At 64.2% G+C, this 10,425-nt stretch carries 10 protein-coding genes and 1 pseudogene; 3 read left to right on the plus strand and 8 right to left on the minus strand.

Annotation, left to right across the window (positions count from 1 at the left end; genetic code table 11):
- Positions 1-185 precede the first annotated feature (185 nt).
- From QTI04_RS31820 to QTI04_RS31850, 7 genes are all read right to left on the minus strand, one after another.
- Entirely contained in the window at positions 186-2,954 is a 2,769-nt protein-coding gene (locus tag QTI04_RS31820; RefSeq protein ID WP_286619221.1) for a KGGVGR-motif variant AAA ATPase, read from the minus strand.
- Positions 2,954-3,580 (minus strand): hypothetical protein, encoded by a 627-nt coding sequence (locus QTI04_RS31825; protein ID WP_286619223.1) that lies wholly within the window; start codon positions 3,578-3,580, stop codon positions 2,954-2,956. Before QTI04_RS31825 ends, QTI04_RS31820 begins: the two co-directional genes overlap by 1 nt.
- 191 nt (positions 3,581-3,771) lie before the next feature.
- Positions 3,772-3,912, minus strand: a complete 141-nt coding sequence (locus QTI04_RS31830) for a hypothetical protein (RefSeq protein ID WP_286619225.1) — start codon at positions 3,910-3,912, stop codon at positions 3,772-3,774.
- On the minus strand, positions 3,906-4,112 hold the full coding sequence (locus QTI04_RS31835; RefSeq protein ID WP_286619227.1) for a hypothetical protein: 207 nt from the start codon (positions 4,110-4,112) through the stop codon (positions 3,906-3,908). The genes QTI04_RS31830 and QTI04_RS31835 overlap by 7 nt, the downstream gene beginning before the upstream one ends.
- Positions 4,109-4,714 (minus strand): hypothetical protein, encoded by a 606-nt coding sequence (locus tag QTI04_RS31840; RefSeq protein ID WP_286619229.1) that lies wholly within the window; start codon positions 4,712-4,714, stop codon positions 4,109-4,111. Before QTI04_RS31840 ends, QTI04_RS31835 begins: the two co-directional genes overlap by 4 nt.
- Positions 4,678-4,875, minus strand: a complete 198-nt coding sequence (locus tag QTI04_RS31845; RefSeq protein WP_286619231.1) for a hypothetical protein — start codon at positions 4,873-4,875, stop codon at positions 4,678-4,680. The genes QTI04_RS31840 and QTI04_RS31845 overlap by 37 nt, the downstream gene beginning before the upstream one ends.
- A gap of 272 nt (positions 4,876-5,147) precedes the next feature.
- Complete coding sequence (locus QTI04_RS31850; RefSeq protein WP_286619232.1) at positions 5,148-5,537, minus strand: hypothetical protein; 390 nt, start codon at positions 5,535-5,537, stop codon at positions 5,148-5,150.
- A gap of 272 nt (positions 5,538-5,809) precedes the next feature.
- On the opposite strand from QTI04_RS31850, the gene QTI04_RS31855 reads away from it, so the two are divergent.
- Genes QTI04_RS31855 through QTI04_RS31865 form a run of 3 tightly spaced genes read left to right on the plus strand, consistent with a single transcriptional unit; the run spans position 5,810 to position 10,313 of the window.
- Entirely contained in the window at positions 5,810-7,672 is a 1,863-nt protein-coding gene (locus tag QTI04_RS31855; protein WP_286619233.1) for a toll/interleukin-1 receptor domain-containing protein, read from the plus strand.
- Positions 7,669-8,664 carry a hypothetical protein gene (locus QTI04_RS31860; protein ID WP_286619234.1) on the plus strand — a complete coding sequence of 332 codons (996 nt, stop codon included), beginning with the start codon at positions 7,669-7,671 and terminating at the stop codon, positions 8,662-8,664. The genes QTI04_RS31855 and QTI04_RS31860 overlap by 4 nt, the downstream gene beginning before the upstream one ends.
- On the plus strand, positions 8,661-10,313 hold the full coding sequence (locus QTI04_RS31865; protein ID WP_286619235.1) for a serine protease: 1,653 nt from the start codon (positions 8,661-8,663) through the stop codon (positions 10,311-10,313). Before QTI04_RS31860 ends, QTI04_RS31865 begins: the two co-directional genes overlap by 4 nt.
- Here the strand turns inward: QTI04_RS31865 and QTI04_RS31870 are convergent.
- Positions 10,310-10,425, minus strand: a pseudogene (locus QTI04_RS31870) (IS481 family transposase); the annotation flags it as partial. The gene QTI04_RS31865 and the pseudogene QTI04_RS31870 sit on opposite strands and share 4 nt — an antisense overlap.

The following is a 10,425-nucleotide window of genomic DNA, read 5'->3' on the forward strand; positions in this document are numbered from 1 at the left end:
CCCGCTCCTTTTCCGGCGTTGCGCCGCGAGAGGCGCAACGCGGAATGACTCGGTTCGTTTTACGGCGAGATCGACCCCAAGACAATCGACCAAACAGGGGATGACCCCTGTCCGTTCGGCAATGTCCGGAACCCGGAAAGTACCTCTTGCGTCTGAAGGAGGCGTGCGCAGCCGCAAGCTCGCCCTCAATCGGGCAAGTGGGCAAGAACGGCCTTGACTGCAGCCGCCACAGGGCCTGCCATTTCGCGCACAGACATTGCGCTCTCGATCAACCCCTGGCCCGATAGCTCGAACCATGCCTTTCGCGGCTTCGTCGAAACCGCCTCGGAGGTGAGCATCTCGAGGTCCTTGGATACACGCTCGGCCTCGTCGGGAGGCAGCGTCTTCGCCAGTTCTGCGATCTGCGCCGTGAGCGCCTGGAGTTGCGCCTTGAGATGGTCGTTCACGTCGGCTGCGGAGGCCTTGTTGAAGCTGTTCTGGATATTCGTGGCTGTCGCGGTGTCGAAGTCCCCTGCGACATTGATGTTGGCCCCGACGTGGATCGTGATGGGCGCGCTCATCAGTTCGGGCGCAGACGGCGAAGCGGGCACGACCTGAGCAGTGGGCGGCACCGCCAGCGAAGCGCGGATGCTTCGCTCCAGATCCTCGCGCAGCCGCGTGAAGGGCTCGTCAAACTCGGCGCTGATGATGCCCGGCGCCGTGAAGATCGGCATGGGCTCGTTGGGTCGGTGGGGCGAGAAGAAAGGCCTGACAGAGGCACCGTCCACGGCGTGGTCCGCCAGCAGCCACGCGAACACACGCTGCATCGCCTCCTGCGAGAGTGCCAGGATGTACAGACGCTCCCAAACGGCGTGGCCGTACATCTGGAACAACACTTGGATCTTCTGCCGGCACCCTTTATCGTCCCGATGGTGGCCGACGATCAGGATGAACGAAAAGCTGCGCGCCAGCTGGCGCGAGAGCCTCTCGGCCAAGTCACCTGCCGCGGTGGGCGGAAGTCGCACGCCCCGCAGCCGCGTACGCAACCCGCGCTCGAGCTCGCCGTTGAACTGGGCGACCCATTCCTCGACGTCCTCATCCACGGGTGAGAAGCCGATCCATGCGGTGCAGTCGCACTCATTGATCGACGGCAGCGGACGCACCTGGCTCCCGTGAACCTGCGAGCGCAGGCGAGTGAGCATGTCGCGCGCGAGGCGAACCGGCTCGCCGGTGCCTGGATGCTGCGCCTTGGCCAGCGCCTCGGCCAGCGCCAATGCGCCCGCCATGTCGCCGGCCCGCTCGCGCGCCTGGGCGGCGGCGAGCTGCGCTTCAAGGGCCGATTCGCTGCCCTCGCCTTCCAGTTCGACCGCGGCGCGCCAACACAGCTCCGGCATGCCCCATTCGGCGGCCAACGGAAGCAGGGCCTCGAGCCAGAGGCGACGCTCGCGCTTCAGCGGCTGCCAGCGCCCCATCAGCTTGTCCAAGCCTTCGAGCCAGGCCGCGGCGTCGGCCTTTGCCTCGCCGGGAGGCGGGTCGCCTTGCAGCAGCTTCAGCAACGCAGTCGGCGCACGTGGCGCAAGGCTCGGGGCGGACTCGTCCCCATAGGCCATCGCGGCGGTATCCAGCGCGGTGCGCGCCGGCCCGAAGTCGCCGACATGGGCCAGGGCAAGGGACTGCGCCAAGGTCATGTCGAATCGCCTGTCGGGAGTGATCGACATGATGGGCAGGTCGCCCAGGTCCGCTGTCGCCGACACCCGCGCCGCGCGGTCGAACCACGCCGGCCACCCCTCCTCCGATGCCGGACCGGCGGCCACGCCCGTGTCACGCAGCCACAGCGCCGCGCGCAAGTCATTCAGCCGCTCGACCGGGCGCTCCCAGGGCTGTGCGCCGGTCACGATCCACGGGAGGAAAAGCTCGTAGGCACCCCGGATGCTCAGGCTGTCGCTGCTCGACTGCTGGGCAAAGCACAAGCGCTCGCCGAAAGCGTAGTCGGCGGCATGGGGCACCTGCACCTGGTCGAAATACTCGCCGAGCCTCGGCAGGAGGACATCGTCCTTCACCTGATGGGCCAGCGTGCTCGAGAACACGCTGGCAAAGAGCGGCTGGTAGCCGGGGACCACACCGAAGAGCGGGTGCGCCGGGTCGCCCATGCGCCAGACCTGGCGGAAGTGCTCGACCTGATTGTCCACGCGCGAGGCGAGCGGGTACACCCGCAGCGGGCGCAGGTCCGCCGACTTGGCACGGTAGTCCACCGCCTTGCGCACCAGGTGCTCGATGCCGGTCAGGCTCTGGCTGTTGGGCGTGAAGACGACCACCAGCACGTCAGGCAGAAGCATCGTGCTGATGCCGCTGGTGTCCGACAGGCCGGTGCGCGAATCGACAAAGACAAGGCTGTGTTCGCTCGCCAGTCGCGCGCTGAAGGCGCGGAAGAGCGCCGGCGCGCGTGCATACAGGCGCGGCCAGTCGAAGCGGTGCAGACGGGCATCGTAGTCATGGTCGAAGCGCCCGGCGACGATCAGTTCCTGCGCCACCGACCCCTTCGGCGCAGTGCCCGCCACCTGTGCCGGCAGCCGCACCGGAAGCTTGAACGGCGAAAGATCGAAGTCCATCACGAGCGCCGCAGTGCTCTCGTCGTCCAGCGCCTGCAGCCCGCGCCGCGCGAGCAGCACATCGACTTCCTGCGACAGCGCCTCGAACAGTTCGAGCACACCTTGCTGCTGCTCGCTCACATAGCCTTCCAGGCACGGGGCCAGGTAGCGGTGCAGCCCCGGCGCTTCGAGATCGAAGTCGATCAGCAACAGCGGCTTGGCCCCGCTCGGCAGTTGCTGCGCGATCAGCCCGGCGCAGTTGACCAGACCCATGCTGCGGCCGGTGCCCCCCTTGTACGAGTAGAAGGTGTAGACCTCGCCCGGCTCGCCGAGGCGTTGACGCCCCATCCAATGCGGACCGAAGCTCTGCGGCGCAGTGGCCTGCATCAGCGCACTCCGCCAGCGAAGGGAAAGGCGGCCGGTGTGACGCTGGTTTCGGGCGGGAGCTTGAAGCCTCCGCAGATCCCGGCCGCGTGCAGTTGTGCCGCCCTTCCCGCGTCCTGGAGCCAGGACCAGTGCTCATACACCCGATCGGCCAGTCCACTGACGACCTTGCGGTAGCGATGCATGTTGCGCACCTTCTCGGGCGAGACGCCGCAGTCGAGGAAGTCGCTCACGTCGTAAGGGTCCAGCAACGGCATCTTGATCGTGTCCTTCAGCCGCAGACCGAGCAGCCAGTCGCGCTTGGGCACGCCGAGAACCTTGGTGCGCTCGGTGATCAACAGTTCCATGCCACGGAACTCACTCACACAGGCCGGGCTGCCATTGAAATAGTTGGGCGCGCAGACCGCCATCATCATCGCGCTCGAACAGAGCTCACGCTGGATCCACTTCGTCCAGTCGTCGCCCTGGCGGCGCTTCTCGCACCGCTCGACGTCGAACTTGAAGACGGACAGCGTCTTGTCGATCAAGGCGAGGTGCTGGGTGAACTCCTCGTAGAAATAGTTCGCGAACAGGGTGTCCTTGCCCGGTCCGCGCGAGAAGCTGATGAAACAGGCGTGCTCGATCGTCATGGTGCTTGACTCGACTGGCTGCTGCAAACCCCTATGGGGCTCAAGCATACGGCCGGGCGGCACCGCGTCAATCAAGTCGGACTTGCTCGCGCCGCACCCATCGAGCATCACACCGCTCTGCAGCAGATGGTCGGGCCGGGGTCGGTGCCAACGCGCGATGGCGGCATGACATCAAGCCGGTACGCCGCCGTTCAGGGCCTGCCGAAGATGCGATGGACCTCTTCATTCGTCGTCGGAACTCGCTCCAGCGAGTGGCGGCTTATGTCCATGTCTTCCAACTGAAAGCCGCGCTGCAGCAGGTATTGGGTAGGGCTACCGAAGCGGTTCAACATGCCTTGCTCCATGCGAACAATTCGGGGCTTGATGAACCTGGCGTCTTGGCCGCCAAGGTGGTGTAGCGTGGCGATCGGCGCAGCGCGTAGGCGGTGATGGGAATGTCGAATCCTATGGTGCCAATGCGCTTGTTGAGGATTTTGCGGATGTCCGCAGACAAGCCCTCCGGCAGTTCGAGCGTGCAATCTTCCACCTTCATGCCTGCCTGTTCCACAAGACTCTGGAAATCCTCGATGTCCTTGCGCACGCTCGAGCGCAGCGAGTTGGGAACCAATGTGACTTGGCGGTGAATCTGGGGGGCTTGTGATGGTGCAGGAAATTGGGATCCTTAAGGAGCCGATACAGGAAGTTGAAGTAGTAGCCCGTTGCCAAGCCCATCACGGCCGAAATATCGACCACCGCGGCGTTGTCGTAGCACTGGGAAACCGGATTGATCTCATAGTGGGCCTGGTCGTCCGGCTTGAGCATGTGATCCAGCTCCTCCCTCAGCCTCTTGGCGAACCGCACGCGGTTCGGGTAATTTGCCGCCGGCAGATCGATGCGATTCAGTTGAGCCAGATAGCAAGGCGTGATGGCCGTCTTCTTCTGAATCATGAGGTAGGGCAGTCCCAGCGAATGCACCAGGCCCAGTTCGTACATCACGTTCGGCGAGGGTGAACGCTCGCCGGACCTGGGCGACATATCGAACAAAGCGATGTCAGCCTTGTCGATGGCCATCAACACGTTGGTCTTGATGTCGCTGCCTTTGAAGCCTTCCGGACTGGTCACCAGGGCGGAGGTGAAGCCGCTCGCCGCCAACAATGCCCGCATGCTTCCGCGAGGACCGCGTCGGCGACTTCCTTGATGACTTCGCAGTTGGCACTCAGCTTGACGTCGTCCTCGTCCTCGTCCTCGTCCTCGCTGCCCGTCATCGGCCCGAGCACCACCACATCCAATCGGCCGTCGGAGGTCCAGAACTTCATGTTTGCGCTCCAGATTCGCTTGAAGTCACGATGACCTGCCGTTGCGCCCAAGCGGGCATCCCGGGGGCATCTGCTCACCTGATGGGACCTGCCGTCGGGCAACAGGTCCGCTACGCCCTGCTCGAGTCGGTACGGCGTAGGGAATTGTCGCGCCGGGCTGCCGTTGGGGGAAAGCATGGGGTCACCAGTCCCCTCAACATTGGGGAGAAATGCAACTTGAAGAAGCCTCGACAATGCGTCCCGCGCGCCGCGCGCCGACCACGTCGAGGCGTTCACTCGTCAAGTTCGTAAAGTGCGTCGAACTTCGTGGCCTGGACGGCGTACCTGTCAGTGCCATCTTCATGGTTCGATACAAGGTAGTCGCCCGCGGCAAAGTGCGTTCGCCCTTCCTGGGTCTGAACGCTGCCAGCCTCGGTGCTGGTTTCCGCCCAGACGGGCGTCGTTTTTACGAAGGTGCCTTTGCCGACCTCGCGGTAAGTGCGGTCAAAAGTGGCGCCGTCGACGGTGTAAACGTCCCCGTCGTTGTCCACCAGCCAGTCGCCACTCTTGCAGTGTTGCTGGCCACCCCACTTCCGGTAGTCGAAACCATCTGTGTCGAGTCGGAGCCGTACGGCGACGACCGGACGGTCGGGCCTTCGACGATAGCGATGTCGTTCACCCATGCGGATTGCTCCTGGAAAGTTGAACGTTGAACGTCTACGTTAGAAGTTCGGCGCTCCGAGGCGTCCCAGCGCTCAAGCGCATGAACAGCTCGATGGCCGAGCATTCCGCCTGCTCCAACGCCCGATTGAACGCCCAAGGTCCGTCGCGGCGGGGTCAAGATCGGGTGCGCCGCCCCATGCACCGTCTTCTCCATTCGATTGCGTATGCAGAAGGCCCCTTCGTCCCGCGTTTCTCAGTATAGTGACCCGCCAAGGCTCGCGAGGAGATTCGCATGGGGCAAATGGAGGAATGGCTGAAGCTGGCCCCCCTGCCGGGGCCGCTCGAGGCGGGGCGCAAGTGGCACGTTTTCCTCAGCTACCGCTCGACGGAGAGGAAATGGGCGCTGGCGCTCTATGACGTCCTCACCCAGTTGAAATACCAGGTGTTCATGGACCAGTTCGTGCTGGTGGCGGGGGAGGCGCTCGCATCTTCCATCGGCGAAAACCTCGATGCCAGCCAATCCGGCGTCCTCGTCTGGTCCACGCGCAGCGAAGACTCGGCGTGGTGCAAGAAGGAATACAACTCGTTCGAGGCCCGCGAAGCCATCGGTGATTTTCCGTTCGTGGCGGTGCGCCTTCAGAATGCCCCACTGCCTGCGTTCGTGCAAAGTGCGCTGTGGATCGATGCCAGCGAACAGCGCGATGGGTTGCGTGGGACGCCGCTGCTGCGACTCCTGTACGGCTTGCAGGGCAAGCCCCTGCCGCCCGAGGCCGTGCAGCTGGCTGCGCGCATCGACGACACGACGAACCATGACTTGGCGAGCATCCGCACTTTCGGCAGCGGAAGGGAGGCCGACGAGATCGTGCGCCTCGCCGACAAGCGCAAGGACGACCTCGCCTGGCAGTCGAACCCTGTGCTCGCCTGCGCCGCTGCACAAGCCCTGGTTTCCATAGGCGCGTCGCAAGCAGCCCTGCCGCTGCTGGAAGGCGTGCGCGCCGCATTTCCAGCCGCGATCCGCCCGCGCCAGCTTACCGGCCTCGCGCTTGCGCGATCGCGCAATTGGAAGGAAGCCAAGGCGGTCCTCGGCGAACTGTATGAGCTCGGCGAACGTGATCCGGAAACGGTCGGCATCTATGCACGCACGTGGATGGATGCCTACGAGGCCACCCGAGACCGCCTGATGTTGCGTCGTTCCCGCGACCTTTATGCCGAGGGCTTTGCCAAGGCGCCGGGCGACTTCTACCTCGGCATCAACGCGGCGGCCAAGAGCATCTTCCTCGACGAGATCGATGCAGGCATCCAGCTGGCCAAGTCGGTCGAGCAGCTCGTGGGCACGCAGCCCAAAGCGGGGGAATATTGGCAGTCGGCCACGGTTGCAGAGGTCCAGCTTCTCCAGCGCAACTACGACCTTGCGGCAACCCGCTACGAACAGGCGGTCGCCATGGCTCCTGGAGCGGTCGACGACCACCGCTCGACCTGCAAGCAGGCTCGCCTGCTGCTGAAGCACCTGGGTGCCACGCCCGAGCAAAAGGCACGCGTGCTCGGGGCTTTCCGGCGTGTAGTGGATTCCGGGGATGCGCAGTCGGCGGTCGACGGCATTCGCTCGCAGGGTGGCGCGCGCGTGGTGACCTTCACCGGTTTCTCCGGCACCGGCTACGAGGACGAAGCGGAAGTCCAGGAAACCATCCTCGCGGAGCTCAAGAACTTCACCCCTGCCGACACGCTCATCTGCGGCGGAGCAACGTCTGAAGGCATCGGGATTGTCTACCCCCTTGCGTTGCAGAAGGGCTTCCGGACGGCAGGCATCGTGTCGTCGATGGCGCGCTCGGCAGGCGTGAACTTTTCCACCGAATGCGAAGTCGTGTTCGTGGTGGACGACACCATCTGGGGTGGAAAGCACGGCAACGGTCGCCTCTCGGCCACATCGCTCGCCGTCGTCGGCGCATCCGACGTAGTGATCGGCATCGGCGGTGGAACGATCGCGAGGGACGAGCTCGAAGAGGCGCGCAAGAAGGGCAAGACCGTGCGCTTCCACAAGGCCGACATGAACCATGCGCTGGCCGCTGCGAACGCATCCAAGGAGGGCACCGAGACGCCGGGCGACTTCGGGGGCGAGGCACAGTCACTGTTTCCGAACGACGAGGAGAGACCATGAGGAAGTACGCTGTGGTCTTCGTGCATGGACTTGCGAAGAAGCCGCCGCCCGAGAAACTGGACGAGATCTGGCGCTGGGGCCTGGAGCGCTCCAACGCGCCCGCGCCATTCGACGGAAAGAACCCCGGCATCAACCTCAACACCAAGGGGGTGCCGGCGGTCTTCAACTACTACGCCGATGTGTTCTACGCGAAGGAGTACCAAACCGCTTTCGACTCTTACTACGAGTCCGAGAGCAATGCGGTGGTCAAGGAAGAAAACCTGAAGTCCGTGGCTGGCGATCTTGCGACGCCGATCCCGGCGAATCCGCAGGAAAGCAGTTTCCTGCGTGAGTTCGAGCGCAAGATGCGGATGGCGCCCACGCCCGAGGAGCCGGCCGACATCGAGGACGCGCCGGCGGCGCAGGAGGCAGCGCAACTCGAGATCGCGTCATGGCTGCCAAGGGCCGTGAAAGGCGCCATCATCAAGAAGGCCGCCATGGAGGCTTACTATTTTCTGTTCGACAAGGAATACGTGCGGCCCCAGGATGGCAAGAAATTCAAGGTGCGCGAGGAACTGCGCAACCGGTTGCTGGCCAATCTGCGGGACGCGTCGGAACAGGGCGAAAAGCTGGTGCTGGTCACGCACAGCATGGGCACGATGGTGGCCTACGACGTCCTGCGCAACTGCCCTGATTGCCCGGCGGTAGACACCTTGTTCACCCTCGGATCTCCACTTGGCGTGACGGAGGTGCAGGAGCTCCTCGTTGCGAAGGGCAAGGACGAGGTCGACTTCCCGCCGTTGCTCGGCCGCTGGATCAACGTCTACGACCCGCTTGACCCCGTTTGTGGCGTCGACCCGAAGTTCAACAACTATGCCCCGTTCGAGGGCCGGGCGGTGGAGGACGTGCAGGAAGGCAACTGGGGCAGTTGGCGCCACACCATCACGCACTATCTCGCGGGCACGAAGTTCCGAGCGCTGTTCGCCCAGGCCATCGGCGTGGAGTTGAAATGAAGCTGCTCACGGCGCAGGAGGTGGCCGCCGCGCTCAAGCGGCACGACTATCCCGACGCGTCGCTGCCGCTTGTTGCCGAGGCGGCAAGCCATATCGCGAATGAACTTGCACCAGCCGGCCAGGCGGTGCCAAAGCACGACATTCGCGCTGCCATGGACGTGCTGCGACGCCATCGCCACTTCGACCACATGCACCTGATCGGCACGGCATGGCACGATTCGCGCGGTTGCGATGCCGTGATCCAGCGCCTTCTGGCACAGGCGGTGATAGAACTCGGTGCGTTCGACCGGGCCGACGAACTGCTGGACGAGGGCGACAAGGTGGCGACTGCCAACCCGAACGACCTGGACTTCGCCGTCGAGGCGGCCGACTACCAGGGGCTGCGCGGGCGCGTCCGCAAGCAGAGGTTCGTCTTGACCGGAGAGTTCAAATTCCTCGTAGAGGCGGTCGATCAGTATCAAAAACAGCTGCGGGCCAAACCGAGCTTCTATCTCGGCGTCAACGTGCTGGCGCTGCGCACGCGCCTCCAGGACCTCGGGATCGATCAGCCAGGTCAGCCGCTTGCCGCGTTGGCACAAGACGTTCTGCGCCACGCGACCGATGCGGCGCGCAGGGAGCCAACCGACCCGTGGCCGTTGGCGACGGTGTCGGAGGCATGCCTCGCGTTGAACCGCATCGACCCAGGCCCCGACTGGTGCGACAAGGCCGAGCTGTGGCTGTATCGATTCCTCGGCCATCCGGGGACCGGCCCCTTCGAGGTCGAAAGCTACTACCGACAGGTGCGTGAGTTGTGGAAGGGCAATCCGCTCGATAGCGAGTTGTGCCCCGGACGTCTTGCGAAGATCTTCGAGCGCCATGTGATGCGTACTCAGCGCCGCTGGTCCGCGGACGCCAAACAGTTGCAGCGCTTGCAGGACAATCCCGATGAGTTGGAGAAGAACTTCTCCGGCGAGAAGGCCTTTACCGTGGACGACGTGCGCAAGATGCTCGACGTCAGCCCGAACATCGGGTGCGTGACCAACAGGAAGGGTGTGCGCATGGGTACGGGTTTCCTGGTGCCGGGATCCGTTTTCGGAAAGTCCCATCCCCTGGTGTTCGTCACCAACGCGCATGTGATCAGCGACACCGTTCCGAAGGCACTGCCATGGGAGTCCGCACGCGTCACCTTCGAAATCGAGGCCGCCAATGGGGTGGCGGCGACTCACGAGGTACAGGAGGTGCTGTTCACGTCGGAGCCCGGAAAGTTGGGCAACGTGGCCGATGCGCCCGGGAAGCTCGACGTGACCGTGTGCCTGTTACGCAGCACACCGAAGGACGCCCGCGGCCTGTTTGTCGCGTCGGCCATCCCCTTGCCTTCGCCTCGCACCAAGGTCTTCGTCGTGGGGCATCCGCAGGCCGGCGAGATGCAGTTTTCGTTGCAAGACAGCGTGCTGTTGGATGCATGTCCGCACGAGCGCCTGCTGCACTACCGCACGCCGACGGACCCCGGCAGCTCCGGCAGTCCGGTGTTCAACCAGGACTGGGAGGTCGTCGCGCTGCATCACGCCGGCTCCCAAGCCTGCCCGCGTCTTGCCGGCGACGGCACGTACGAAGCCAACGAAGGCATCACCATGCAATCGATTCGTCGCGCAACGGCGACAAACGTCTAGCTGTGAAGCGTCAAGAGGTTATTTCTTGACTTGTTGAGTCTGGTCATGGGAGCAACGCCTCCTATGCCCTGGTGCGGGCGGTGCCAGTTGTAGTGATGCAGCCAGTGATCCA

It is taken from the genome of Variovorax sp. J22R115 (assembly GCF_030317005.1).
Classification (GTDB): Bacteria; Pseudomonadota; Gammaproteobacteria; order Burkholderiales; family Burkholderiaceae_C; genus Variovorax.